This is a genomic window from Gluconobacter kondonii (assembly GCF_002723995.1).
In the GTDB taxonomy this organism is placed as follows: domain Bacteria; phylum Pseudomonadota; class Alphaproteobacteria; order Acetobacterales; family Acetobacteraceae; genus Gluconobacter; species Gluconobacter kondonii.
The window spans coordinates 91,140-116,695 of sequence record NZ_BEWP01000007.1 but is presented as its reverse complement, the minus strand read 5'-3'; the positions used below and the strand labels follow the sequence as shown (position 1 = coordinate 116,695).

The 25,556-nt window shown below is 61.1% G+C and carries 24 protein-coding genes; 10 read left to right on the top strand and 14 right to left on the bottom strand.

The features are described 5' to 3' along the window. Nucleotides 1-32: 32 nt before the first annotated feature. Nucleotides 33-1,379, bottom strand: a complete 1,347-nt coding sequence (locus GKO01_RS09635; RefSeq protein ID WP_099286902.1) for an efflux RND transporter periplasmic adaptor subunit — start codon at nt 1,377-1,379, stop codon at nt 33-35. A gap of 295 nt (nt 1,380-1,674) precedes the next feature. On the opposite strand from GKO01_RS09635, the gene GKO01_RS09630 reads away from it, so the two are divergent. The 4 genes from GKO01_RS09630 (at nt 1,675) to GKO01_RS09615 (ending at nt 4,532) form a co-directional block, all read left to right on the top strand. Beyond that, nucleotides 1,675-1,965, top strand: coding sequence for a CsbD family protein (locus GKO01_RS09630; RefSeq protein ID WP_099286901.1), 291 nt, complete (start codon nt 1,675-1,677; stop codon nt 1,963-1,965). A gap of 76 nt (nt 1,966-2,041) precedes the next feature. After that, on the top strand, nt 2,042-2,680 hold the full coding sequence (locus tag GKO01_RS09625; protein WP_099286900.1) for a DUF4339 domain-containing protein: 639 nt from the start codon (nt 2,042-2,044) through the stop codon (nt 2,678-2,680). A 146-nt stretch (nt 2,681-2,826) separates the two neighbouring features. Next, complete coding sequence (locus tag GKO01_RS09620) at nt 2,827-3,450, top strand: ribonuclease HII (protein WP_099286899.1); 624 nt, start codon at nt 2,827-2,829, stop codon at nt 3,448-3,450. Then, the gene (locus GKO01_RS09615; protein ID WP_099286898.1) at nt 3,447-4,532 is read left to right on the top strand and encodes a site-specific DNA-methyltransferase; all 1,086 of its coding nucleotides are present in this window, start codon (nt 3,447-3,449) and stop codon (nt 4,530-4,532) included. Before GKO01_RS09620 ends, GKO01_RS09615 begins: the two co-directional genes overlap by 4 nt. A 72-nt stretch (nt 4,533-4,604) precedes the next feature. Here GKO01_RS09615 and GKO01_RS09610 read toward each other — a convergent pair whose 3' ends face one another. From GKO01_RS09610 to GKO01_RS09590, 5 genes are all read right to left on the bottom strand, one after another. After that, nucleotides 4,605-5,222, bottom strand: coding sequence for an ankyrin repeat domain-containing protein (locus GKO01_RS09610; RefSeq protein WP_099286897.1), 618 nt, complete (start codon nt 5,220-5,222; stop codon nt 4,605-4,607). Nucleotides 5,223-5,299: 77 nt separating this feature from the next. Further along, nucleotides 5,300-7,339 (bottom strand): DUF7408 domain-containing protein, encoded by a 2,040-nt coding sequence (locus GKO01_RS09605; protein ID WP_099286896.1) that lies wholly within the window; start codon nt 7,337-7,339, stop codon nt 5,300-5,302. Then, nucleotides 7,336-10,068 (bottom strand): DUF4159 domain-containing protein, encoded by a 2,733-nt coding sequence (locus GKO01_RS09600; RefSeq protein ID WP_099286895.1) that lies wholly within the window; start codon nt 10,066-10,068, stop codon nt 7,336-7,338. The genes GKO01_RS09605 and GKO01_RS09600 overlap by 4 nt, the downstream gene beginning before the upstream one ends. Next, a complete protein-coding gene (locus tag GKO01_RS09595) occupies nt 10,065-10,991 on the bottom strand; it encodes a DUF58 domain-containing protein (RefSeq protein WP_099286894.1) in 927 nt (308 codons plus the stop codon). Before GKO01_RS09595 ends, GKO01_RS09600 begins: the two co-directional genes overlap by 4 nt. Before the next feature lie 5 nt (nt 10,992-10,996). Further along, nucleotides 10,997-12,025 carry an AAA family ATPase gene (locus tag GKO01_RS09590; protein ID WP_099286893.1) on the bottom strand — a complete coding sequence of 343 codons (1,029 nt, stop codon included), beginning with the start codon at nt 12,023-12,025 and terminating at the stop codon, nt 10,997-10,999. Between the two features lie 152 nt (nt 12,026-12,177). Between GKO01_RS09590 and GKO01_RS09585 the strand changes: the two genes are divergently transcribed. Genes GKO01_RS09585 through GKO01_RS09575 form a run of 3 tightly spaced genes read left to right on the top strand, consistent with a single transcriptional unit; the run spans nt 12,178 to nt 15,704 of the window. Further along, entirely contained in the window at nt 12,178-12,717 is a 540-nt protein-coding gene (locus GKO01_RS09585) for a DUF1285 domain-containing protein (protein WP_244901409.1), read from the top strand. After that, complete coding sequence (locus tag GKO01_RS09580) at nt 12,714-13,904, top strand: CCA tRNA nucleotidyltransferase (RefSeq protein ID WP_099286892.1); 1,191 nt, start codon at nt 12,714-12,716, stop codon at nt 13,902-13,904. The genes GKO01_RS09585 and GKO01_RS09580 overlap by 4 nt, the downstream gene beginning before the upstream one ends. A 45-nt stretch (nt 13,905-13,949) precedes the next feature. Next, complete coding sequence (locus tag GKO01_RS09575) at nt 13,950-15,704, top strand: ABC transporter ATP-binding protein (protein WP_099286891.1); 1,755 nt, start codon at nt 13,950-13,952, stop codon at nt 15,702-15,704. Here the strand turns inward: GKO01_RS09575 and GKO01_RS09570 are convergent. The 6 genes from GKO01_RS09570 to GKO01_RS09545 form a co-directional block, all read right to left on the bottom strand. Further along, the gene (locus GKO01_RS09570; RefSeq protein ID WP_099286890.1) at nt 15,662-16,174 is read right to left on the bottom strand and encodes an RNA pyrophosphohydrolase; all 513 of its coding nucleotides are present in this window, start codon (nt 16,172-16,174) and stop codon (nt 15,662-15,664) included. The two genes, GKO01_RS09575 and GKO01_RS09570, sit on opposite strands and share 43 nt — an antisense overlap. Then, nucleotides 16,171-17,316, bottom strand: a complete 1,146-nt coding sequence (locus tag GKO01_RS09565) for a divergent polysaccharide deacetylase family protein (protein WP_099286889.1) — start codon at nt 17,314-17,316, stop codon at nt 16,171-16,173. Before GKO01_RS09565 ends, GKO01_RS09570 begins: the two co-directional genes overlap by 4 nt. Nucleotides 17,317-17,334: 18 nt before the next feature. Beyond that, complete coding sequence (locus tag GKO01_RS09560; protein WP_099286888.1) at nt 17,335-18,792, bottom strand: S41 family peptidase; 1,458 nt, start codon at nt 18,790-18,792, stop codon at nt 17,335-17,337. Nucleotides 18,793-18,920: 128 nt separating this feature from the next. Beyond that, on the bottom strand, nt 18,921-20,201 hold the full coding sequence (locus GKO01_RS09555) for a murein hydrolase activator EnvC family protein (protein ID WP_099286887.1): 1,281 nt from the start codon (nt 20,199-20,201) through the stop codon (nt 18,921-18,923). Further along, the gene (gene gpmI, locus GKO01_RS09550) at nt 20,188-21,720 is read right to left on the bottom strand and encodes a 2,3-bisphosphoglycerate-independent phosphoglycerate mutase (RefSeq protein ID WP_099286886.1); all 1,533 of its coding nucleotides are present in this window, start codon (nt 21,718-21,720) and stop codon (nt 20,188-20,190) included. The genes GKO01_RS09555 and gpmI overlap by 14 nt, the downstream gene beginning before the upstream one ends. A 114-nt stretch (nt 21,721-21,834) precedes the next feature. Then, a complete protein-coding gene (locus tag GKO01_RS09545; protein ID WP_099286885.1) occupies nt 21,835-22,026 on the bottom strand; it encodes a CsbD family protein in 192 nt (63 codons plus the stop codon). Nucleotides 22,027-22,189: 163 nt separating this feature from the next. On the opposite strand from GKO01_RS09545, the gene msrB reads away from it, so the two are divergent. The 3 genes from msrB (at nt 22,190) to GKO01_RS09530 (ending at nt 23,610) form a co-directional block, all read left to right on the top strand. Beyond that, entirely contained in the window at nt 22,190-22,606 is a 417-nt protein-coding gene (gene msrB, locus GKO01_RS09540) for a peptide-methionine (R)-S-oxide reductase MsrB (protein ID WP_099286884.1), read from the top strand. Beyond that, nucleotides 22,603-23,241, top strand: a complete 639-nt coding sequence (upp, locus tag GKO01_RS09535; RefSeq protein ID WP_099286883.1) for a uracil phosphoribosyltransferase — start codon at nt 22,603-22,605, stop codon at nt 23,239-23,241. Before msrB ends, upp begins: the two co-directional genes overlap by 4 nt. 81 nt (nt 23,242-23,322) lie before the next feature. Beyond that, nucleotides 23,323-23,610 (top strand): DUF1330 domain-containing protein, encoded by a 288-nt coding sequence (locus GKO01_RS09530; protein ID WP_099286882.1) that lies wholly within the window; start codon nt 23,323-23,325, stop codon nt 23,608-23,610. A gap of 3 nt (nt 23,611-23,613) precedes the next feature. Here GKO01_RS09530 and GKO01_RS09525 read toward each other — a convergent pair whose 3' ends face one another. Continuing rightward, nucleotides 23,614-24,840, bottom strand: a complete 1,227-nt coding sequence (locus GKO01_RS09525; RefSeq protein WP_099286881.1) for a threonine ammonia-lyase — start codon at nt 24,838-24,840, stop codon at nt 23,614-23,616. Further along, nucleotides 24,840-25,313, bottom strand: coding sequence for a transcription elongation factor GreA (gene greA / locus GKO01_RS09520; RefSeq protein WP_099286880.1), 474 nt, complete (start codon nt 25,311-25,313; stop codon nt 24,840-24,842). Before greA ends, GKO01_RS09525 begins: the two co-directional genes overlap by 1 nt. Nucleotides 25,314-25,556 lie beyond the last annotated feature (243 nt).

Here is a 25,556-nt window from a genome sequence, read left to right as displayed (position 1 = left end):
GATGTTCCCTGTTTGACTGTTCTGGATGGCGATCAGTGGTTGCCGGTGTCGGCGGACGAGGACGGGTCGTTCTTCTGCTGGGGCGCATCCGAACTCTGCTGCCCGTCACGATGATGACGGTGCTGGCTGGCGCTCTTGTGCTCGGCTTCCGTCGTCTGCGCTGCTGCTGACGAGGTATCGGGGATGGAGACCTTCTGGCCGGGGCGCAGATGGCTGACGCCATCCGTCACGATCCGGTCGCCGCTGCTCAGACCCTTTTCGATCACGGCGTTCGTGCCATCGGTCGTACCGACCGTCACGGGCACGACTTCCACGGTCATGTCAGGCTTGACGCGATAGACGAAGCGACCGTCCGGGCCGGTCTGAAGAGCATTGGCGGGCACGAGCAGGGCGTCATGTAGCGTCGTGACTAGCAGATGCGGGTTGACGAACTGGTTCGGGAAAAGGTGCTCGTCCTCATTCGGGAAGATGCCACGCATCCGCACCGTCCCGGTTGCTGTGTCGATCTGGCTGTCGAGCGCCTTGACGGTGCCATTGGCAATTTTGTGGGTATTGTCGCTGTCCCACGCTTCGACGGACAGCTCGCCGGTCTTGTCCAGATATTTCATGACCTCCTGAAGCTGGTTCTGCGGAACCGTGAAGATCACGGAAATGGGCTGCATCATCGTCAGGATGGTCAGACCGCCGGACTGGCCAGCCGTCACATAGTTGCCAATGTCGAGCACACGAATACCGACACGGCCTTCGACCGGCGCAATGATGTGACAGTACATCACGTTCAGTTCGGCATTGCGGACATTGGCCCGGTCGAATTCGACCTGACCTTCAAGCTGCTGCACCGTGAATTCCTGATCGCGCGCCGTCATGGCCGAGGTCGAGTTCTGTTTGATCAGGCGCTGGTAACGGGCGTTGTCCACACGGGCTTTTTCAAGCTGCGCCATATCGGCGGCCAGTGTGCCGCGATACTGGGCGAGCGTGGCCTCATAGGGGCGCGGGTCGATCAGTTCGAGTTCGTCACCCTTATGGACGTGCTGGCCTTCCTTGTAATAGACGGCCGAGATATGGCCGTTGACGCGCGGCGTGATCGTCACGTTTGTCACGGGGACGACCGTGCCGAGCTCCTGAAAGATCACGGGCATGTCGCCAGTATGGACGGTTGCGACGGCAACGGGCTGCACGCTTCCATCGGCTGCGGCACCACGACCATGTTTGTGTGTCGCGCCATGAGGGCGAAAAATCGCGAACAGGATCAGAAGAGCAATCAGAAGAACAACGCCCCACAGGATCCAGCGCCGACGGCGGGACCGCGCAGGAGGGGGAGAAGACTGGGCGGTGCTGTTCGTAAGGCGGTCGCTGGAGCTGGCCGTCTGCTGATCCATGGTGGTTCTGTCTTTCCGCATAGCAGAGCGCAGGGCTCTCAGGCGACGATGTTATGTGTTTTCATGCTTATACGGCAGGAGGCCAGCGCCTGCCATGACGCGACCTTAAATCCTGTTCAGTTTTGGTAATGAAAATCAAAATGACCGAAAATGATACGTTTCGTTACTATTCTGCCCAACACTCTTTTTCGGGGGCTTGTCTCTTCCCTGCCCAGAGATCATATCGGACTGGAACCGGATGCCTCCGTCATGCGTTTGAACTAAGGACAGGTTAATCCGGACAGAGGAGAATAAAATGGCTGATACAACTGAGACCAAAGTCGAAGGCCTCCTGGATGAAGCCAAGGGCAAGCTCAAGGACGGTTTTGGCGGCCTGACTGGCGATGCGAAACTCCAGGCTGAAGGCAAGTTCGACCAGCTTTCCGGTATGGCTCAGCAGGATTTCGCTGATCTGTACGATGAGGGCGAAACCAAGCTCGAAGCAGCAACAGCGTTCGTTCAGGATCGTCCGCTGATCTCGCTGGTGATTGCTACGGTCGTCGGAATGATCGTTGGTGGACTGTTCTTCGGCCGCAAAAGCGATTGAGGCGCAACAGGCGTTTCGACCGGACGGACGTCTTTGTGCTAGAAGCCTTCCGGAGTGATCCGGGAGGCTTTTTTTTATGGAATGGTTTTACGACAATAACGGGCAACAGGCCGGTCCAGTCTCCCGTGAGGAAATCCTGCGCCTGATCATGCAGCGGCAGATCAAGCCTGAAACGCTCGTCTGGACGTCTGAATTCGGAGAGACGTGGAGGCCCGCCAGTGCTGCGGGGCTTGTCTCTCCGTTGACGGGACTTCTGCGGATGTCTTCGGGGAGTGCGGAACACTGGGCCTGGGTGCTTCTGGTCGGACCATGGTTGATCCAGCGTCTGACGCTGTTGATTCTGGTTTGGCGCCAGATCCCGGAGCGTGATCGGATGGGACCGTTTTCGATCGTCGCGATGATGTCGCTGTTCCTGTTTTTCATTTCCTTCATGCTGGACCGCAACTCGATCCGGGAAAGCGGGAAGACGCCACCGGGCTTCTGGTGGTGGTTGTTTCTGCCGGGATATTTCTGGAAAAGGCGCCAGATTGTCGGCCGGGGAATGTCGTTGCTGATCGTCAGCTTTGTGCTTCTTGCGGTCAACGTGACGGAGAAAATCTACCAGCTCCCTCAGATCGAGAAGGAACTGCAGATGCAGCATGAACAAACGGGCCAGCCCGCCGCCTCCTCGCCGCCGACAACCTCCGGCCAGGAGAACCAGCAGGAAGACCTCTGACGCTCCTGGTAAAGAGTCTTTCCCACCACACTTGACATATTAAACTTAGAACTCCTGCATTTTTGGGCTTCCCTTTCGAGTCGCCATGATTCAAAACCGATTCGGTCACCTGATTTCGCGGTGATCTGTCGGGGAGACGCTCACAAATGCCGGATTACGCCCTGGAAGCTGCCCATGGGGGGCTGGTCGTCGGGATCGACGAAGTCGGGCGTGGTCCTCTGGCTGGGCCGGTCGTGGCAGCTGCCGTGGCTTTTACGGCGCAGCCGTCTGACACTCTGTCTGCCCTTCTCGATGATTCCAAGAAACTGACGGCCCGGCGCCGGATGCTCGCCTATGAGGCCTTGATGGCTGACGAACAGGCGTTGATCGGCATTGGCGCGGCATCGGTTCTGGAAATCGAGCAGATCAATATCGCTCAGGCCTGCTATCTGGCCATGCGCCGGGCTCTGTCCCGGCTCGGCCGAATGCCGGACCTTGCCCTCGTGGACGGCAAACACGCCCCGAAACTGCCCTGTCCCATCAAAATGGTGATCGGTGGCGACGGGATCAGCCTGTCCATTGCCGCAGCCTCCATCATCGCCAAGGTGACGCGGGACCGCCTGATGGCACGTCTGGCCATGCGTCATGATGCCTATGGCTGGGAGCGCAATGCGGGATACGGCACGGCCGCGCACATGCAGGGTCTGAAGCTCCGTGGGGTGACACCTCATCACAGGCGCGGTTTCGCGCCGATACGAAACATGATTGAAGCAGAGGCACACGCAGCATGAGCGGTGAATTTCCCGTCGACCAGATCCTGCGTGGAGAATGCATCGAAACGATGAAGACGCTGCCCGATGGGAGCGTGGACTGCATTTTCGCCGATCCGCCGTACAATCTCCAATTGCGTGGCGAACTGCGCCGTCCGGACGAGACTGTCGTGGATGGTGTGGACGACGACTGGGACAAGTTCGCGGATTACGCGACCTATGACAATTTCACGCGCGATTGGCTCAGAGAAGCGCGCCGGATTTTGCACAAGGACGGTACGATCTGGGTCATTGGCTCCTATCACAATGTCTTCCGTCTGGGCGCGATCATGCAGGATCTGGGGTTCTGGATCCTCAACGATATCGTCTGGCGCAAATCCAACCCGATGCCGAATTTCCGCGGGCGGCGCTTTACGAACGCGCATGAGACGCTGATCTGGGCCGCGCGTGGTCCGCAGAGCAAGTATCGGTTCAACTATCAGGCCATGAAGGCCCTGAACGACGACCTTCAGATGCGTTCGGACTGGTATCTGCCGCTGTGCACGGGCAATGAACGTCTGAAGAACGAACATGGCCTGAAACTGCATCCGACGCAGAAGCCGGAAAGTCTGCTGCATCGCGTTCTGGTGGCGTCGACCAACGCCAATGATGTGGTGCTGGACCCGTTCTGCGGAAGTGGCACGACCCCGGCAATGGCCAAGCGTCTGGGCCGTCATTACATCGCCATCGAGCGGCACCCGGATTATGTCAAGGCAGCGCGTGAGCGTGTGGCGCGTGAAGAGCGTCTGACCTCCGAACAACTGGCGACGACGCCCGCCCGGCGCGAAATGCCGCGTATTCCGTTCGGAAGTTTTGTGGAAACGGGAGTCCTGCCAGCAGGAACGGTGCTTTATGACCGGCAGAAGCGTCTGAAAGCGACCGTGACACCCGATGGTACGCTTGTATCGGGCAACCAGCGCGGCTCCATCCATAAACTCGGTGCGGGTCTGACGGGCGCGCCGTCCTGCAATGGCTGGACGTTCTGGTATTTCGAGCGTGACGGCCAGTTCGTTCAGATCGACGTCCTGCGTCAGGAAAGTCAGGCGCTGCGTAACGTCGGCTGACGCAAGAACTTACGCCTATAAAAAAAGCCGGAGAAACTTCTCCGGCTTTTTTTGCGTCTGGATCAGGAGCGTTTAGTGCCCCGCAAAGCCGAGGAAGCCGATGGAAGGATCGGCTTTGCCGCCGCTTGCGTCGAAATGTGGGGACGCTGCGACGGCGGCGCGTTTGGGCGTGACGGATTTCCCGCCGATCGTCAGATGGCCGCTGCCGTTCTTCATCTCCACACCCTGATCAGACACGCTGTTCTCGATCTTTCCGTCCGGGTTATAGGTCCGCATCGACAGAAGCAGGAACATGATGTCCTTACGGTTCAGATCGATGGCCATGTCCAGCGGCGTCTGGTCCAGAACATTGTGCCCCCCCATATCGGCGCCGCGGTTGAGCGCTTCTTTTGCCGCGTTGAGTGAGCCACGGTTGATGGCATCGAACAGGGCGACAGTCGGGTTTACGTCAACGCGCGCATGACCGGCGTCGTCGTCGGAGGCTTCTGCTCCCGGAAGTGCGGAAGGCGGCGCGGCGCGCTGGGCGGCCTTACGGGCTTCGGCTTTTTTCTGATTGGCTTCGGCTTCCTGTTCAGCCTCGGCGTCGTCGGCATCCTGAGCCTGAGCATGGTGCCAGGGTACGAGAATCGTCGGCGTCATTGCCAGAGCGGCAACGAGCAGCAGGCGGGGCAGGGTGGGGAGCAGTCGCATGAAACCAATATACTGTGATCGTTCGTCCTGCGCGAGTCTGCAGATGCCTTTCGGAGGTGCCGGATTGTGACATTTTTTCAATGACCTTCCCGCCACCAACCGATTGCGAGGAAAATCAGTGCTGCAAGTAGGGCTGCCCATGCCGGAACAAGGTCTGTCGTCCGCGTCTCGCCTGCGACGGCCGCCGTGGTGACGGGAAGCCCCATCCAGTCCGAGCCGGTCGTGGCCGAACCGACGGGCACCTGTTTCAGATGGGGCGTATGGTCCGCGACCCACGCCACGATTCCTCCCGATGCCTGAGCGCTGCCGCCCATGACGGTCGCAGTGGCGCGCAGGTCCTGCCGCTCGATCGGATCGTGAGAAACGGGACTGGCGAAAGCGACCAGACCATCCTGTCGGACACTCCAGATGCCGGGCATGGTTGCGGTCAGCGTGGCGTGCCAGACGCCATCCGTCTGTTTCAGGGTAACGGGTGTGCGCTTGCCGTCCGGCGCCGTGACGAAAGCCTCAGGCGAAACAGCCTGTCCCGCAGCGTGCCGCTCAATATCGAGCTGGCCGTTTTCGATCCGGGCGGTGAGACGGTTTTCCTCAAGATCCGGCTCTTTCATGAGCCAGTGTGATAGCCGCCGCAGAAGTTCGGCTTGCGGGCCGCCACCGCCTTCGCCACGAGACCAGAGCCAGAGCTGGTCCGACATGAGCATGGCCACGCGCCCCCGATCGACACGGTCCAGCAGCAGAAGCGGCGCGCCCTCCGGGCCATGCATCAGGTCTTCGCCGTGCGACTGGTCTGCGCGGAGGGCGCGATACCAAGGGCCCCAGTCTTCCGTCAGGCCAGCCGTGACAGGATGGGTTTTGCCCAGAGCAGTCAGGGAGGGACGGAAAGCCTGCGTAACGACCCCGTCCGTCCCGACATGGGCCGGAAGAATCTGTGCGAGGCTGGTATCCTGAAGGGTGCCGTCCTGTGTGAATTCAGGCCCAGCCGTCACCAGCAGGCCGCCGCCGTTACGGACATAGTCGGCGATATTGGTCAGGTACTCGTCCGGCAGGATGTTGCTGTTGCGAAAGCCGTCCAGAATGATGAGATCGAAGCTGCGGATCTTTTCCTGAAACAGTTCGCGGATGGGGAACGGAATCAGCGCCAGATCCGAAAGCGGGGTGCCATCATCGGTGTTGGGGGAGCGCAGAATGGTGAAGTGCACGAGATCCACGGACGGATCGGCCTTCAGCAACCTGCGCCAGACGCGCTCGCCCTGATTGGGCACGCCGGAGACCAGCAGTACCCTCAGCCGGTCGCGCACGCCCCGGATCCGTACAACATCGCTATTGTTTTCCGTAGAGGCTTCCCCGGTCAGCGGAGAGACGGACAGACCGACAAGTGTTTCGCCGGGATGTTGGACGGGAACCGTGATGTCCTGTGGCGTGCCGGTCCGGATCGGGCGGGTCTGCGGCGGGGTATCGCCCGAGCGGATCGTGAGAACCGCGTCGGCGGCACCCGGAGCGCCCAGATCATCGACCTGAACGCGGATCGTGGCGTTCTGCCCGACGATGGCATAGGGCGGCGTGCTCAGGATGCGCAGGCGACGGTCCTGTTCCTCGCCCCGCGCCGTCAGCAGAAGATGCAGCGGAAGTTTCTGTCCGTCCGGTCCCTGAAAGCGCGCCGGAAGATGGGCCGGAACGTCATGATCCATGCCGTCCGTTACGACGATGGCACCTGCGAACCGGCCCTGCGGCAGATCCGCATGATCCAGCGCCTCGAACAGGCGGGTGCCGTGGCCTGTGCCGCCGGGAACATCGACGCGATGCAGGGTCAGGCCCGGAAGGTGTTCTGCGTCCTGCATGATTTGCCGTGCGGTCTGATCCGCGATGGCCGTACGGGGGCCGACCTGCATCGAGGCCGAGCGATCTACGACCAGCAGCGCATCCTGCGGCACCGGGCGGAGCACCGGGTGAAGCGCGCGGGGTCCGGACAGCCACCCCAGCAGAGCGAGAACGGCCAGAGCCCGCCAGAGCATTCCGCGCGCGCCACGCAGGGCACCGTAAATCGCTCCTGCAACACTCAGTGCGGCCAGCGTCGCCAGCAGCCAGACGGGCAGCATCGGAGAAAGATCGAACATCATGGCGCGTCCTCCTCGTCGGTGGTGTCGGGGCTGGTTGTTGCGGCTGGTGCATCCGGGCTGCCGAGGCGGCGGAGCATTTCAGGATACTGGGCCTGATCGTTCTTGTAGTTTCCGGTCAGGGCGTAGAGCACCATGTTTACGCCAAAACGATAGGCCTGCGTGCGCTGGTCTTCGCCCCCGGGAATGACGGCGAACGGATGGTTGCCCGACCCGTCCACGGCCCAGGCATGCGCCCAGTCGCCATTCCCGATGATGACGGGGCTGACGTCATCATTCGCCTCGTCCCCGTTGCGCGCGACATAAACTGGCTGTCCGGCAACGCGACCGGGAAAGCCGCTGTGCAGCAGATAGAAGGTGTGGGCCAGAACGTGCTTGTCCGTCAGCTTGGCGAGTGGGGGCACGACAAGGCCATCGGTCACGCGCTGCAACGCAGCCCGGGCGGCGGCGCTGGTGCCGGAATCTGTGTCGGTGCCCGCGCCCTGTTCGTCGATCAGCAGGATCCCACCGTGTTCCATGAAGGTATTGAGCGCTTTCGTGCGTTCGGGATCGGGCTGCATATCCGGCGTGATCGGCCAGTACAGGAGTGGATAGAACGCCAGATCGTCCTTGCCGGGAACGACACCGTCGGGATGACCGAGCGTCGCGGAACTGCGGGCGCTCGTATAGTCGGAGAGACCCTGAAGTCCTTCGCGGGAGACGGCATCGATATCGTCATGGCCCGTAAGAACATAGGCCAGCCGCGTTTCGAGTGCGGCCTGCGGTACGGTTGCCGGAAGGGTTGCGGATGTCTGTGCCTGCACATGGGCCATCGGCAGAAGTAGCAGACCTGCAACCGCCAGGGCGCCGAGCAGACCGCGCCGCCGCAGGGACAGGATCAGATCCAGCAGCAGCAGTAGCAGACCCGCCGCCATCAGCGCGGGGCCGATCGGACGATCCGCATGCGCGCCGTCGGGTAGAATCCGGGTGCCGAGCAAAGGTTCCTCCACCATCGGCGAAGCAGCGTCACCGAGATTGAGCGCGCGCGTTCCACGGGCTGGGCCATAAAGCCCGGCAGGATGCGTGACGGAAACATCCGTATGCGCCAGATCCGAAGCGCGGATGGAGCGCGCGGCCTGTGGCGGCATGACGAGGCCCCCATCACTCCCGACGATACGCCACGGTGCCAGTTCCGCAGGGCCACCGCCCGCCACTCCAGCGGACCGTTCGATCAGGCGCTCCAGCATGTCGGGAAACAGACCCGAAAGCGGCACATTCGACCAGTCGGGCGAGGGCGTGACATGGAACAGCACGATCTCTCCATTACCTTCCGCGCGCGCAGTCACGAGCGGGGTGCCGTCACTTAGAGCCGCCCAGACATGATCCGTCAGGCCCGTTTCGGGCTTGGCCAGAACCTGTCGCGAAACGGTGACATCGGGCGGAATCGTCAGGTCCGAAAACGGCGAAGTTTCGGGGAAGGGGGCCAGCGTCTGGGGTTTCCCCCATGACATCGGCCCCCCCAGCTGGCGCATTCCGCTCATGAGATGGACGGGGAGAAGCGCATCGGAGGTCGCGTCGGACGTGGCGGTCTGATCGGCGGCGAGACCGGGGCCTGCGAAGCGGACGAGCATTCCGCCATGACGCACCCATTCCAGAACGCGATGGCGCGTCTGCTCGCCCGAAAGCGCACCATCCGTGGCGATCAGAACTGACAGGGGCGCGCCCAGCAGGGCCGTGGCATCGCCGCTATGCAGGTCCGCAATCGGTTGCAGGGCGCGATTGAGGAAGAACGCTGATCCGACAAGAGGCGTGGCGTCGCCGGGCGTCTGGAGGATACCGACCGGGCGGCGATGATCGGCCTGTCCCATCAGATGTACAGCAGCAGGGCCAGTCGCGCCTTCAAGTGTCAGACGATCGAGCTGGTTGCGCAGCAGGGCCGGGAGGGAGAGCGTCTGGTCTTTCCCCGTCGTGAGGGGATAGGCCGCGAGTGTGCCGCCATTGGCGTTGACGGCATGCAGCGTCACGGTCCGGGTCGGGCAGGGCAGTGTGTCGACTTTTGCATGAAGCGCGCCGTCCTGACCTGTCGCGGCGTCAAGGCGCAGGATGTCACAGCCGTTCCAGCGTATGTCCTGAACGGACCGCGCCTTTGCCAGCGCGCCACGCAGCGCGTCGTCTCCCATCGTAGCCAGACCGTCCGAGAGAATCATTACGCGCTGGTTCGACAGATCCCGGCCCCCGAGCAGCGCGGCCAGCGCCTGACGGTCCGTCGGCCAGGGCTGCGGACGCAAATGTGAGAGATGTTCGGACAGGGCATGGGAATCGTGGGTCGTAAACGCTTCGGGCATTGCGCCGTCCGGTGCGCGTGCAGCATGCAGGAACGTGACGTCCTGACCGTTGCGGATCGCGGTTTCGCCAAGCGCGAGCGCTGCGGAAATACGGTCGGTCCAGTGCGGAATGGCGGCCCAGCCATCGTCGAGAATGAGGGTCAGCGGTCCGTTGCCGGTTTCGGTTTGATGCGGCGTCAGGACAGGGCGCGCCAGCCCGAAAATGATGAGGGCCACCGCCACCATGCGCAGAATCAGAAGCCAGAGCGGGGAACGGGCGGCGTCTTCCCGCCGTGCCGTCAGCCGGTTCAGGATGAGCAGGGACGGAAAGGACTGTTCCTGCGGAGCGGGCGGCGTCGCGCGCACCAGCCACCACAGCGCAGGCAGTGTGAGCAGACCAAGCAGCAGGAACGGAGCAAGAAGGATCATCGGCCGCCTCCGAGCGCCATGTGCAACGCCAGAAGCGCCGGAAGCGGGTTCTGCGACGTGTCATGCACGATGCAGTCGGCATGGAGTGATACCGCACTCTGTTTGAGGGCCGCAAGATGCGCGTTCATCGCCTGCTCATAGGCCGGACCGAGGCTTTCCATGGCGGGAAGAGTCAGAACGCCCCCTTCAAGACCTTCGAACCGGATTCGTCCTGCACGTTTCAACTCGCGTTCCGCCGGATCGAGAATACAGAGAAGATGGGTCCGCACCGGACGGCTGGCGCAGGTTTTGAGGAATGTGTCGATCCGGTCTTCGTCCCACAGGAAATCGCTGATTACGACCAGATCGGACCGTGGAGGAACCAGAGACATGCGGGGAAATTCGGGCTCATCCGCATCCGGACGCAGAAGGGAGGCTGCCAACCGCGGGAGAACCTGACGTCCGGCAAGGGCACGTCCGGCCTCGATTCCGGTCAGCAGACCCGCGCGTTCGCCGCCGCGCAGGGACGCGGACGCCAGCGCCAGCGTGCAAAGCTGCGCGCGCTCCGTCTTGGTCGGCAGGGTATCGGAAGACCGCCACTGCATGGAGGGCGAGGGGTCACACCACAGCATCAGCGACTGGGCGTTCTCGTGCTCGCGCTCACGGACCCAGAACGTGTCTTCGACCGGCGAGCGGGCAGACTGACGCCAGTCGATGGATGTTGCGGGCTCGCCGGCATGATAGGGCCGGAACTGCCAGAAATCCTCGCCCGGTCCTGAACGTCTGCGGCCATGAACGCCGCTTTGCAGGCTTGCAGCAATCTTTTCGGCTTCAAGAACGAGCGCGGGCAGGGGCAGGTTTTCCGCCTGTGCGCTTGACGCGCGGGAACTGGCGCCCCGGTTGCGGCGGAAGAAACTGCGCAGGGTATCGGACGGACTTTTCACGGCGATCAGAGGAGGGCCTGAGCCTGCTTGCGGATCAGGACTTCGCTGTCCGTTCCTGCGGCGCGGGCGCCAAAGCCCAGCCCGATACGATGGGACAGGACCGGGCTTGCAAGCGCCACAACATCATCAAGGCTTGGCGCCAGACGGCCATCGAGCAGCGCACGCGCACGGGTGGCGACCATCAGCGCCTGGGCCGCGCGGGGGCCGGGGCCGTAAGACACGGCCTCCCGCACGTCCGGCGAGGCGGATGGATCTTCCGGACGCAGCGAACGCGTCAGGCTGAGGATGGCATCCACGATCTGATCGCCAACTGGCAGACGCCGGACAAGGTTCTGGGCCGCGAGCAGACTTTCGGCATTCATCAGGGCAGAGACCGTCGGCGTCGTGGCGCCTGTCGTCTGAAGCAGCATCTGCCGTTCCGCGTCCCGGTTCGGAAAGCCGAGGCTGATCTGAAGCATGAACCGGTCGAGCTGGGCTTCAGGTAGGGGATAGGTGCCTTCCTGCTCGATCGGATTCTGGGTCGCGAGAACATGGAAGGGGCGCGGCAGGGCATAATCCTTGCCCCCCTGTGTGACCCGACGTTCCGCCATGGCCTGCAACAGCGCGGACTGGGTGCGGGGGCTGGCGCGGTTGATTTCGTCAGCAAGGACCAACTGGCCGAAGATCGGGCCGGGCAGGAAGCGGAAGGCGCGTCGTCCGTCAGCATCCTGATCCAGAATTTCCGCCCCGGTGATGTCCGACGGCATCAGGTCGGGCGTGAACTGGATGCGCGTGGCGTCCAGACCCAGAACCTGTGAGGCCGTGTTGACTAGCAGGGTCTTGCCCAGACCGGGCGCGCCCATCAGAAGTGCGTGACCACCTGACAGGATCGTGACAAGAACCTGTTCGATGACGCTGTCCTGGCCCAGAACAATGCTGCCGATGGCCTGACGGACATGATGGAGAACCGGAGCCAGACGATCGGCTTCAGCCACGTCCGCCTCGCCCCGCAGGGTGCCGGCGGAGACGCCGGAAGAATATTGCTGCTCGCTCATAACGCCAGTCTGACAGGTGTGGGGGTTTCATCAAGGCTCGATTGCACCCAAGTTGGTGTGAGAAGAGAGTTTTTATGCAGTTGGAGGGAAAATTGAGCGATCATCAGTTCCGGCAGGCGGCCCGGCCTGACGTCTTCGCGGCTCCAGATCCGCTGGTGGCACCGTCTTCCTTTCCCGACTGCTCGTCCACGGACCCTCGAAAGCTGCCCTTTCTGATCCAGCGCGACGGGACGTGGCTGTATCGGGGCTCTGCAGTAAAGCGCAAAGCCATGCTGTGTATGTTCTCGTCCATGCTGACCCGCGACCCCGAAGGCATCTACTGGCTGAAAACGCCGATGGAGCAGGGGATCATTCAGGTCGAGGACGCCCCGTTCGTGGTGGTCGAACTGGATTTTCGCGGAACCTGCGGGCGGCAGCAGAATCTCTGTTTCCGCACGAATATGGACGAACTGATCTGCATTGGCCCTGAACATCCGCTGTCGTGCGACTGGGACCGGCCTTCGGAAGAGTGTGCGGGGGTGCCTTATATCCATGTGCGCGACGGCGAAGGCGCCTTTCCAATCCAGGCTCGGGTGACGCGCGCGGTCCATTATGAACTCGCGGCTCTCGCCGTTCCCGGTCATGTAAAAGGAAAGCCCTGTCTCGGTGTCTGGAGTCAGGATTGCTTTTTCCCGCTTTCGCGGCCTGTATGACACAGAGCTCTGGTCTGCTGGAGCGTCTGCCGGATCGGAAAGGTCTGGACCGGATCTGGAGTGTCCTGCCTGAAGCGCGTCTTGTCGGCGGTTCGGTCCGTGATTTGCTCGCAGGGGTTCCTGTCCATGATCTGGACCTTGCGAATCCGGAGCCTCCCGAGGAAGTTCAGCGTCGGCTGGAAGGTGCGGGAATCCGTGTGATCCCGACTGGCCTGTCCCATGGAACGGTAACAGCGGTGCTGGATAGTGTTCCATATGAGATCACGACCCTGCGTCGTGACGAAGAAACGGATGGACGTCACGCGGTCGTAGTCTGGACGCAGGACTGGACGGAAGACGCGGCTCGACGCGATTTCACGATCAACGCCATGTCGTTGGATCGTCATGATCGCCTCCATGACTACTTTGGAGGACAAGAGGATCTGAAAAGCCGTCAGGTCCGTTTTGTCGGGGACGCATCACGTCGGATTGCAGAAGACGCCTTGAGAGCACTGCGTTTTTTCCGGTTCGACGCGCGTTATGGAAGTGGACGTCCTGACACGGCAGCATGTGAAGCTGTGTCCGAACAACTTGGGTTGATTGGGACGCTTTCTGCCGAACGGGTCGCGTCCGAACTCTTCAGGATTCTTTTGGGTCCGCGCCTCGCGGAAACAATCGCGGCGATGGAGGCGGTTGGACTCTTGCAGGTTATCCTGCCTGATCCGGACCCTGCTGCTTTGAATCGGTTACTGAATTGCGGTGCTCCGGAAAATCCTCTGCTCAGGTTATTCGTCCTTTGCCAGGAAAGCAGCCGGGAATTGCCCGGACGACTGAAACTTTCCAATGCGGATGCCGCGAGAATTGACGTCTGGGCTTCAGGCAGGCCGATCCTGTCTCCGCACATGTCTGACGATGACCTGCGTCGGCTGCGCGCGGAGCAGGAGCTGGACCAGAGTCTGGAACGGAGTTGGCTGCATCAGGCCTGTCTTGTGGGTAAGCCTGACAGCATTTGGGACGGTTTTCGTTCCAGATTGCAGGCGCTTCCGCAGCCGTATTTTCCGTTATCGGGTAAGGACGCCCTCGCGCACGGCGTTCCGCCGGGGCCGGGTATGGGGCAGTGGTTAAAAAAAGGCCGGGACTGGTGGATGGCGCAGGGATGTCTGCCGGATCGGGCGCAGTGTCTGGCCTATCTTCTCGCGCATCCGTGAGATGGCGGTTTCGTCCTTTTCGCAAGGTTTGCTACACCCCCGGACATGACGAAAACCACAGCCCTTGATACGGATAGCCGCGTCCTGATGAAACGCATCTGGCGCGAGGAAATGCGCCAGCATGTCGGACGGATCGTTTCCGTTGTTGTCCTGACCGTTCTGATGGCAGCGCTGACCGCGCTTTATCCTGCCGTTATCAAACGAGCCGTGGATATGTTTGCGGCGCATGATTCCCGGATCCTGTATCAGATTCCGGCTCTGGTTGTTCTCGTTACAGGGCTCAAGGCTGCATCCCAGTATGGACAGACGATTGCTGTGCAGGGGCTTGTTCTGGCGGTGATTCGCGGCTTGCAGTCCCGGATGTTCGCCCATTCGCTTCAGGCAGATGTCTCGACGATTGAAAAGGAAGCGCCCGCCAAATGGGCCGCCCGCTTTACGACTGATGCTATCTCGATCCGCGAGGCCATGATCCGTGTGGTCAATGCGCTCGGAGACGCTGTGACGGTGGTGGGGTTGGTGATTTCCATGATCGTGACGGACTGGGAACTGAGCCTGATCGCGCTCGTACTGTATCCGGTGGCGGCTGTCCCCATCCAGAAGTTGGGCAAAAAGGTACGCCGCGCCTCGGGCGGCATGCAGGAGCAGATTGGCGAGACCTCGGCGCTGCTGAACGAAAGTTTCGCTCTGGCCCGGCAGATCCGTATCTACCGCATGGAAGACCGGGAAAGCACGCGGGTCGATCACTCCCTTGATCTGCTGCATTCCGCATTTTTGCGCATTGCCAAAGGCCGTGCCCGCGTCGATCCGGTGCTTGAAGTTCTGGGTGGTGCAGCAGTGGCTGCCGTGCTGGGGTTTGCGGGCTGGCGGGCCGCTCAGGGCGGTGCGACGCTCGGAGATTTTACTGCGTTCATCGCAGCCCTTCTCACCGCATCCCGCCCCATCCGCGCGCTGGGCTCTCTCAACACGGCCCTTCAGGAAGGATTGGCCGGACTATCGCGTGTTTTCGCCGTGATCGATGAACCCCCCGCCGTGATGGAGCGGGTAGGGGCACAGCCTCTCCCGGCAGGCAAGGGGCATCTGGTGTTCGAGCAGGCCGGCTATTGTTACGAAGACGGCCGGGTCGCGTTGCGCGGCCTGACGTTCGATGTGCAGCCCGGAAAAACCGTGGCGCTTGTCGGTCCCAGTGGGGCCGGAAAATCTACGGCTCTATCCCTGATTCCGCGTCTGCATGATGTGAGTGAAGGGAGTATCCAACTGGAAGGCGTGGATCTGCGCGATCTTACGCTCTCATCCCTTCGCGATGCCATTGCCTATGTCAGTCAGGACACAACACTCTTTGACATGTCCCTGATCGAGAATATTTGGATTGGGCGACCGTCAGCCTCGCGGGATGAAGTCGAAAAGGCATGTGCCATGGCGGCGGTCGATTTTCTCGATAATCTGCCCGCGGGACTGGAAACGCGGGTAGGCCCGGGTGGACGTCGACTGTCGGGCGGCCAGCGTCAACGTGTGGCACTGGCCCGTGCACTCCTGCGCAACCCGCGAATTCTTCTGCTGGATGAAGCGACGAGCGCGCTGGACTCAGAAAGCGAAGCGCGGGTTCAAAAAGCCTTGGCCAATCTGCGTTCGGGCCGCACGACCGTGATTGTGGCGCACCGGCTCTCCACGGTGCAGGCGGCGGATCTTATCGTCGTCATGGATCATGGTGCCGTCGCCGAAGCGGGGACACATACTGAACTGATTAGGAAAGACGGTCTTTACGCGCGGCTGGTACGAACCCAGTCTTTGGCAGCGGCCTGAAACAGGGCCGTCAGTTCTGGGATTAATGCGGCATACAGGTCTTTTTTGAAGCCCAGATCGCGTTCCAGAACGTCGTTCGGCTCAACCCATTCCCAGCAGTCGAATTCCGCTGGCTCATGAAGGTCCAGCCGAATATCGGAATCCTGCCCTTCATATCCCATCACGAACCACTTCTGGGTCTGCCCCCGGAACCGGCCACCCAGGGCTCTGCCGATCAGGGCAGATGGCAGATCATAGGACAGCCACCCCTCACGTTCGGCAAGAATGCGGGCGCTGCTTGTACCGATTTCTTCGCCCATCTCTCGTATGGCGGCTGTTTCGGGCGTCTCGCCCTCATCGATCCCACCTTGCGGGCACTGCCAGACGCGTCCCGGAAGGTCCGTCCGGCAGGCGATGAACAGCTTGCCCTCCCGATTAAAGAGCGCAATTCCGACATTCGGACGATAGGGCAGGGTCATGCAATCGCTCATAAAGGGGCCACCGGGCTGGAAGACAGCAGATTGGCGGCCTGATCGTTTCCGATGCCGCTATCGACGAAACTGGACGGCGGCACCAGAACAAAGCGGCCTGCCGCCGGGCCTTTGAGCCAGTTTGCAAGACGGTCGATCATGACGGGGGTGACAGGACCAACCATCAGCAGAATTTTTGTGGGCTTTCCGTCCTGGGGCAGCAGCGCGGCAAGGCGGCTGTCCAGAGTGGCCGCGTCTGTGTCGCCATCAATCCAGGCTGTCGCAGTCATGCCGCGCGTGCGGCGACTATCCTGTGCAGAGCCAGCCAGATAAAGAAGCCCTTTACTGCTGATGAAACTGGCGATTGGAGCAAAATCCGGTGAGGTCGCATATCCGCCACCCGGCTGGTCGTCTCCGTTTTCGGAAGCGTCCGTCAGGCCTTCTGCGCCTGTGGCTCTGGATAGACACCATTCCAGTTCACGCTGGTCATCGGCGGCGGAGTTGCCATATCCGAGTGCATGCGGGCCTTCATCGACGCGTTCGGGGTGTGCGCTTTGCATCGGAAGCGTGACATAGACTTCACGATGGCTGGCATGGGCTCGCGCAATAATGTCGCCGATATTGCTCACATAAGGCGAAATCCCGACCGCAACTGGGGCTGGAATGCGCGAAAGAACGTCGTAGGTCAGCGCGTCGGAATAACCGAAACCCTGAAGCACGATTGCAATGGCGGTTTTGTCCGCCGGAACTGCGGGTGAAGGCGGTCTGACGACGGCTGCTGGACTGGCGGCGGCAGGCGACGGCAGAGGTTGTTGCGTCACTGCGGTTGAGGGGGCTGCCAGTGTGGGCGGAACGGCTTTGGCGGGAATGACTGTCGGTGCAGCAACCGGCATTGCAGGTTGCTGCACCTCAGATGGACTGACAGAACGGACTGCCTCTTTCGGCACCGGTGTGGAGACGATTGAGGAAGCGTTCTGTGCAGGCGGAGCTTCCGGTCGTGCCGGGGGGGTAGTTTTTGCCAGAACGACAGGTTTCTGCTGATGAAACAGAAACGCTGCCGCTCCTCCTGCCAGAAGGACGGCCCAGAACGCGATCAGAAGGCGTCCGATAACGGGAAGTCGTTGCCAGAGCCCTGCGCGGCTGGAGGCGGGACGGTTCTGCACGATCCGGGATGTCCTTAGTTAGTGATGTGCTTCAGACGGTTTGGGGGCAGCAGGAGCAGTAGTTTTGACCTCGGTTGCCGGTGCTGTCGCAGGAGCCGGATTTGAAATGCCTGCCATGGCGTTGACGACCTTGATGGCCTGCTGAAGCTGGAAATCCGTCGCGGGTTTCGTCGCGTCAAATGCGGGCCAGTTGGCATCCGGCATTTTGGGAATGGATTTCGCAATCGGCGGAATATCGGTGCGTGGCGTTTCGGTCGTCCGGTTACCGCCGATATTCGTCAAAATGTGGGACAGATCCGCTTCACGATATCCGTAGGAATCGTCGTCTTTTGTTTCGGAGACGGGGATATCGGGGGTGATGCCAAGGCCCTGAATGGAGCGCCCGGATGGCGTGTAGTAGCGGGCTGTCGTCAGGCGGACTGCGCCCTGATCTCCGATCGGGATCAGGGTCTGGACCGAACCCTTACCGAAAGTTTTTTCGCCGAGGATGATGGCGCGGTGATGGTCCTTCAGCGCGCCAGCCACGATTTCACTGGCCGAAGCGGAACCCCCATTTGTCAGAACGACGATCGGCAGACCATTGGTGATGTCCGTACCCTTCGCATCCCAGCGCTGGTTGTTTTCCGCATGGCGGCCACGGATGGAGACGATTTCTCCGTCCTTGATGAAATCGTCCGCGACCGCGATGGCCTGATCGAGCTTGCCGCCCGGATTGGAACGCAGATCGAGGATGATCCCGGTCAACTTGCCGCCGGGGGTCTTGGCGGCTTCTGCCTTGAGTTTGTCGAACGCGGCATGCATGGCGCCTTCAAGATCGTCATCGAATTCGGTCAGACGGATATAGCCCGTGCTGCCATAAAGCGCCGACTTTACGATCTGGACATGGACGATTTCACGCGTCATGTCGAAGGTCAGGGTCTTGCCGGTCTTGGGGCGCACGACTGTCAGGCTGATTTTGGTACCCGGATCGCCGCGCATCTTGCGGACGGCCTGATCGAGCGTCAGGTCATCAATGCTTTTGTGGTCGACCATCGTGATGAAATCGCCCGGCTGGATGCCAGCGCGTGCGGCAGGGGTGCCGTCGATCGGGGAGACGACACGGACATGGCCGGATTCACCCTGAACCTGCAGGCCCAGACCGCCAAACTTGCCCGAAATCTCGGTCTGCATGTCGTGGAACTGAGCTGCGGTCATGTAGGAGGAATGGGGGTCGAGGTTGCCGACCATGCCATCCAGCGCGTTGTTGATGAGGTCTTTGTCAGACACAGGATGGACGTATTCCGCCTTCACCACGTCCATGACGGTCCCCAGCAGCGTCAGCAGGCGGACGGTTTCCGCGCTGTTGTCATGAGAAATTTCACGGGCGAAGGCTGCGCCCGGAAAGTCGCCGGAGCCAGCAAGACGCAGGGCGCCCGGTCCGACAGCCAGTCCGGCCAGAAAGGCGGTGCCCAGCAACAGGCCACTGCGAAACTTCATGTGATCTCCATCCTCGGGCACGAAGGAACCTGCTGGCCGACGGTGCTCCGCAGGGAGACTAGGCCGGTTCAGGTTGCCAAATTACTAAGATACGATCCTACAAGGTCAGACGCTCTCGGCAAACCGGCTCAGAGGAAAGGCGCCGGGCTGACCACCTGTGCGCCGTGACGGAGCTGGACGAACAGCATCCCTTCTGCCGCAGGCATCTGGCCGAGTGTGGCAGCTTTCCTGATGCTTTGGCCACCCGAAACAGTGAGTTGGCCCAGTCCTGACAGCACGAAACGATAGTTGCGCCCACAATCAAGGATTAGCATCTGTCCGAAAGAGCGGAATGGACCGGCAAATTCGACTCGGCCCGTGCAGGGAGCCTGTACGGGGGCGGAAGAGAGGGCGGCATAGGTAATGCCGGTGGCCGGACCGGCTTCTGTTGCCTGCCCCCAGCGGATCGCAACATGGCCCGGAACCGGGGCGTGGCCGCCGGTGCTGGAAACGCCCTGTCCGGCGGAGGAGAGTGACTGGGCCTGCGAGCGCGCATGACGGGCACGTTCGAATTCGTGCTGGCGGGCGAGAGCTGCGGCTTCTTTTTCAAGTTCGGCGCGGGCCTGCGCTTCCTGTTGCACCAGGTTGGTGATTTCCGCAGACAGATCCGCTGCGGCCTGCATGGCGTCGGCGACGGCTTTGCGGGCTTTTTGCGCGCCCTGATCTGCGACGGCTTCCTGATGCGCTGCAATTCGAGTCCGGGCCGCGGCGGTGTTGCGTTCATGCGTCTGTTGCGTCAGCAGGTCTGAAAGTTCTTTCTGGTGCTGTTCCAGATCGCTGCTGATGGCATGGAGCTCGTCTTCGCGGGACTGAAGGGTCTGGGCGCGCTGTCGGGTGAGCTGGGAAAAGCCGCCGAGAATGGACAGGGCGGTGACGCTTTCGGACGCTGTTTCCGGAGACGCCAGCAAGGCGGCGTCAGGCGCTATGGACAGGCGCGCTGCGATGGGGAGCAGGGGTTGCAGGGCGGCATTCTGTTGCTGGATGCCGGCCTGAATGGCTGTCCGTTTGTTTTTCAGTTCTGAGATGTTGGCCTGAAGAGTCTGGATGTGGCTTTGGGTGCTGTCCATGGCGGACTGCGCCGTATGGGTCTGTGCGGTGTAGGCGAGCGTTCGGGCTGTATCCTGCCGGGCTTTTGCCTCGGCCTGCGCCGACGCGATCTGTTTGGCGCGCAGGGTTGCGGCTTCTGCGGCCTGTTGCTGCTCCAGCGTGCGACGTGCGGCCTGTGCGCGGGCGAGAGCTTTCTGCCCCGCGCTCGGCGCTGTCGCCGTTGATTTGGCAGGATGGTGGTGTGCCGCAGGATGCGCTGTCGCCCAGTGGGGCGACAGGAGCAGGGCAAGCGACAGAATGTGTCGTGGATCAGGGGCTTTCAAGCAGGGAGACACCCGTCATCGCGTCAGGCTGCCTGATATTCATGAGAGCCAGCATGGTCGGGGCGAGATCCGCCAGACGACCGTCATGAATGGTTTTGCCGTCTGCATGGGCCAGAATGACCGGCACGACATTCAGGGTGTGGGACGTATGGGCGCCGCCCGTTACGGGGTCCCGCATGGTTTCGCAGTTGCCGTGATCCGCTGTTACGAGCAGGGCTCCGCCTGCTTTGACAATGGCGTCATTGATACGGCCCAGTCCCTGATCGACTGTTTCGCAGGCCTTGATGGCTGCGGGCAGGGAGCCTGTGTGGCCGACCATATCCGGATTGGCGAAATTCAGGACGATCATATCGAACTTGCCGCTCTCGATGGCGGCAACGGCCTTGTCCGTCAGTTCGGGTGCGGACATTTCGGGCTGAAGATCGTAGGTCGCGACTTTGGGGGACGGGACCAGAATGCGCTCCTCACCCTCGAACTGGACTTCACGGCCACCGTTGAGGAAATAGGTGACGTGCGGATATTTCTCCGTCTCCGCCATGCGGAGCTGTGTTTTGCCTGCTTTGGCCACTACGTCTCCCAGCAGATCGTCGAGCGGCACCTTGGAGAACAGGACACTCATATAAGGGGCCAGATGGTCGGAGTAGCGGGACATGCCGCAGACGGACGCGAAGTTTATCTTCCGTCCGCTGTCGTAGTCCGCAAAATCTGGCAGAACCAGAACGTCCAGAAGCTGGCGGATGCGGTCCGCACGGAAGTTGCAGGACAGGATGCCGTCTCCGTCCTTCATGCCAGCGTAATCGCCCAGAACGGTGGGAAGAACGAATTCATCGCCCTTGTCGCTGTCGTAACTGGCCTGAAGAGCGGAGAGCGCGTCCTTGGTGTGAGGCCCCTTCGCATCGCGGATGGCCGCGACGGCTAGCCCAACACGTTCCCAGCGGCGATCGCGGTCCATGGCGTAATAGCGGCCGCTGAGTGTGGCGACTTTTACGCTGTCTGGCAGGTCGCGGAGGAATTTACCGATGAACTCCTCACCAGAACGCGGCGCGGTATCGCGGCCATCGCTGAAGATATGAACGGCGACCGGAACGCCTGCTGCGCTGACGATTTTGGCCAGTGCCACGACATGATCCTGATGGGCATGTACGCCGCCGGGCGAAATCAGGCCCATGAGGTGGCAGGTTCCGCCCGAGGCTTTCAGCGCCGCAATATGGTCCAGAAGGACGGGGTTCTGGGCCAGAGAGCCGTCCCGGGCGCTGCGGGAAATGCGGGGCAATTCCTGCATGACGACGCGGCCTGCGCCGATATTCAGATGCCCGACTTCGGAATTGCCCATCTGGCCGTCCGGAAGGCCGACATCCTCGCCGGATGTTTTCAGAAACGCATGTGGGCTTGTGGCCCAGAGGGTGTCGAATGTCGGGGTATTGGCAAGGCGGACCGCATTGTCGGACTCATCTTCACGCCAGCCGAAGCCGTCGAGAATGACCAGCATAACGGGGCGGGGCGTTGAGGATGCAGACATGACAGTCTCCTGAAGGGAAAGAAGGAGTGAACTTCCGTCCATCATGCCACCATTCCCCGCAAATGCGAACGCCCGCCATGAAGGCGGGCGCTGCATTGTGATCGGAGATGGGGGTCAGAGCTTGTCGATGCCGCTCTTGACCGCATCCTTGGCATCGCCGACGCCTTTCTGGACCTTACCCTTGAGGTTCTGGGCAATGCCTTCAGCCTCAAGCTTCTCATCGTGCGTCACGTGGCCGACTTCTTCCTTGATCTTGCCCGTCACCTGATTGGCAACGCCTTTGATCTTGTCTTCGATGGAACTCATGACCGGATCCTTCCGTCTTGATGTTGTGCGAATATTAACGGGTTTCAGCGTGCCGGGTTGCGTTCTGACAGTTTAAGATGCGTGACAAAATACGGCCGCGCTTTCATACATCCCCAAAGATCCATTCCCAGAAGACGTCCCCCAGAGTTTCCGGAGAACCAGCATGACCCAGAGTTGCGGCCCGAACGGGCAGACCGGCAGTGGTTGCGGTGTTGGCCTGACACCTGAGCAGCGGCGCATCCTTCACGAACATGGCACGGAACGCCCCGGTTCCAGCCCGCTCAATGATGAAAAACGTGCGGGAACCTATGCCTGTGCAGCCTGTGGACGCTCGCTGTTCTCCTCAGAGACTAAATATGACAGCGGCAGTGGTTGGCCGTCATTTTTCCGGCCTCTGGCTGGAGGCGTCGAGACCACGCAGGATAGCCGCTACGGCATGGTTCGCACGGAAGTTCACTGTGCGAACTGCAAGGGTCATCTGGGGCATGTCTTTCCCGATGGGCCGCCGCCCACGGGGCTTCGTTATTGTATGAACGGTCTGGCGCTCGATTTCCGCCCGGCCGAAGGAGAAAAAGCATGAGCAAGGCGCTGCCGCCTATCGTCCTCGACCATCCGCTGGTGCGCCACAAGCTGACCCGTCTGCGTGACCACAATACGTCCACGGCCGGTTTCCGGCGTCTGACGCGCGAACTCAGCCTGCTGCTGGCCTATGAAGCCACGCGGAATCTCTCGCTGGCACCGCGCCATATCGAAGCGCCGAGCGGGCCGATGGAAGGTGAGGAACTGGACGGTAAGAAGCTATGTTTCGTTTCCATCCTGCGGGCTGGAAACGGCCTTCTGGACGGGATGCTGGATCTGGTGCCGTCCGCGCGCGTAGGGCATATCGGTCTGCGCCGGGATCATGAGACGCTGGAAGTGAGTGAATACTACTTCAACATGCCGAGCGATGTTCCGGGCCGGACATGCATCGTTCTGGACCCGATGCTTGCCACGGGCCACTCGGCTGCGGCTGCGCTGACCCGCGTAAAGGCCGCCGGGGCGACGAACCCGATTTTCGCCTGCCTGCTGGCTGTTCCGGAGGGAATTGCCCACATGGCGGAACTGCATCCGGATGTGCAGATCGTGACCTGTTCGATCGACAGCCATCTGGACGAGCATGGCTATATTGTTCCGGGCCTCGGAGATGCGGGCGACCGTCTGTTCGGAACGCGCTGAAACAAAGGCACACGGTCTTGTGTGCTGAAATGTCAGGCGTTTTGTGGCGGGTATGGGGGCTCATCCTGTGGAGAGCGTTCCATGCCTGCCTATGCCCTGTTCATTCGTGAAAAACTGGCCGATCCGGCTGAATTCAAAAAATATTCGGAAGTTGTGGCTGAAACCTTCAAGGGGTTTCCGGCCAAAATCCTTGCGGCCTACGGCAAGCAGGAAAAACTCGAAGGCACTGAGCCTGATGGTGTGGTGATTATCGAGTTTCCGGACGTGGCTTCGGCCCGCGCCTGGTACGAAAGCCCGGCCTACCAGAAGGCTGCGGAGCATCGCTGGAAGGCCGGGCCGTATAATGTCGTGATCGTGGACGGGGTCTGAGGATCAATCCCGCCGGACGATGTAATGCCGCGCCAGATCGGTTTCGATCTGGTGGGCATGTTCGGTATCACGGGCTTCCACCATCACCAGCAGTTCCGCCGTCTGAACGGACGGAGAGGCAAACAGGCGGTGATGGGAAACCTCGATGATGTTGCCGCCGTAATTGCCGATACGGGTGGAGATGTCCGCCAGTGTGCCCGGACGATCGGGGATCTGGAAGATCAGCCGCAGGATCCGTCCATCCCGGAGCAGGGAGCGCAGGATCGTATTGGCGAGAATGCGGGCGTTGATGTTGCCGCCTGAAAGCGGCAGGGCGACGTGGCGTCCTTTGAACAGTTCAGGATAGGCAAGAACGGCGGCAAGGCCCGTCGCGCCCGCGCCTTCGCAGACCTGCTTGGCTTTTTCGGCCAGTGTCGTGACGGCGCTTTCGACCTGAAGCTCGCTGACGACAAGGATCTTCGAGACCTTGTTACGAAACGCGCTCAGGCAGTGATCGCCGAGTTTGGTAACAGCGATGCCTTCCGCAATGGTCGAACCGCCCAGGGTTGGGCCGTCTTCCTTGGGATAGCTGGACAGCGAGGCATAGGCTTCAACCTGTACGCCGATCACCTCAACATCCGGGCGAAGGGCTGCCATGACGGTGGCAAACCCACCAATCAGCCCGCCGCCGCCAATCGGTACGACGACCGTGTCGATATCCGGGGCGTCTTGCAGAAGCTCAAGTGCAGCCGTGCCCTGACCGGCGATAACGGCCGGATCGTTGAACGGGTGAACGAGAACGCGCCCGTCCTGTTTTTGAAGCTCGGCGGCTGTTTCGCTGGCCTGCGCGAAGTCGTCGCCCGCGAGCACCACATTCGCGCCCCAAGCCTGCGTTGCCGCGACCTTGGTGGCGGGCGTGAAGCGCGGCATGACGATGGTGGCATCAATGCCGAGAAGACTGGCCTGACGAGCCACACCCTGTGCATGATTGCCTGCCGAGACGGTAATCACGCCACGGGACCGCTCTTCCGGTGTCAGAAGGGCCATTTTGTTGGCCGCTCCGCGCTCCTTGAAGGAGCCGATCGCCTGAAGGTTTTCGAGCTTGAGCGTAATCTCCGCGCCTGTCAGCCTGGACAGGGCGGGGCAGGAAATCGTCGGCGTGCGGACCACGGTGGACGCGATACGCTCGTGGGCGCTCTCGATATCCTCGATGGTCACGACAGGGGCGGTGGACGTCAGGACGTCAGACATTAGCGATATGCGACCTTGAGGATTTCATAAGTCCGGTCTCCGCCGGGCGCGGGGACGGACACGGTGTCACCGACATCCTTGCCGATCAGGGCCTTGGCCAGCGGTGAGGAAATCGAAATCAGGCCCTGTTTGATGTCGGCCTCATGGACGCCGACGATCTGGTACAGGGCTTCCTTGTCGGTTTCTTCGTCCACCAGTTCGATATGCGCACCAAAGCGGACACGCGTTCCGGTCAGGGTCGAAGGATCGATAACTTCTGCGTTGGAAATGATGCTTTCCAGCTCCAGAACACGGCCTTCGATGAAGGACTGACGGTCACGGGCAGCGTGGTATTCGGCGTTTTCGGACAGGTCCCCATGTTCGCGGGCTTCTGCGATAGCGCGAATGACGGCCGGGCGGTCGACGCTCTTGAGGGTCCGCAGTTCGTCTTCGAGACGCTGCTGTCCCTTCGCGGTCATGGGGATCTTCTGCACTCTGAAATCCTTGGGAAAAATCATTGCGACTGAATGCGCATAAGTACCGAATAATAAGGTTTTTTAGCGATTTTTGCAAGAGTTGGAAAATTTGTTATTGAAAAACAATAAAATTATTCTGTTCGTAGAGAAGAAATTATTTCATTGAAAAACAATAAGAATTTACTGCCAGCTTTCAGCTTCGGGTTGAAACCAAATGTGATCTGGATGCTTCAATTGGGTCTGAATGAAAAGCAAAGACCG